Here is a 444-nt window from a genome sequence, read left to right on the forward strand (position 1 = left end):
TGACCACGTTGTCCAATACATCAGCCAAGACGAATGCCAAATCGGTTACAAGCCGCTGCAAATGGCATTGTTGTGGAACACGCTTGCCACGCGCGAAGTCAACCTGCTCCATCAGGCATTGACCTACCGCCACAAACTGCCCGACCACACTGCATGGGTCAACTACGTCCGCAGCCATGACGACATCGGCTGGACATTTGCCGATGAGGACGCATGGCAGTTCGGCATCCACGGCTACGACCACCGACAATTCCTAAACCGCTTCTTCGTCAACCATTTTGACGGCAGCTTAGCGCGCGGTGTACCGTTCCAATACAAACCAAGTACAGGCGACTGCCGTGTCAGCGGTACAGCTGCAGAACTGGTCGGTTTGGCTCAAAATGAATAGTATGCAGTTGACCGGATCAAACTTTTGTACAGCATAGCACTGAGTAACGGCGGTGT

1 pseudogene is annotated in these 444 nt (G+C 53.4%); it reads left to right on the forward strand.

From position 1 onward, the window contains the following. Positions 1–385, forward strand: a pseudogene (locus tag ACTHUF_RS11300) (amylosucrase); the annotation flags it as partial. Positions 386–444 lie beyond the last annotated feature (59 nt).

The organism is Neisseria sp. P0024.S006 (assembly GCF_051956595.1).
In the GTDB taxonomy this organism is placed as follows: Bacteria; Pseudomonadota; Gammaproteobacteria; order Burkholderiales; family Neisseriaceae; genus Neisseria.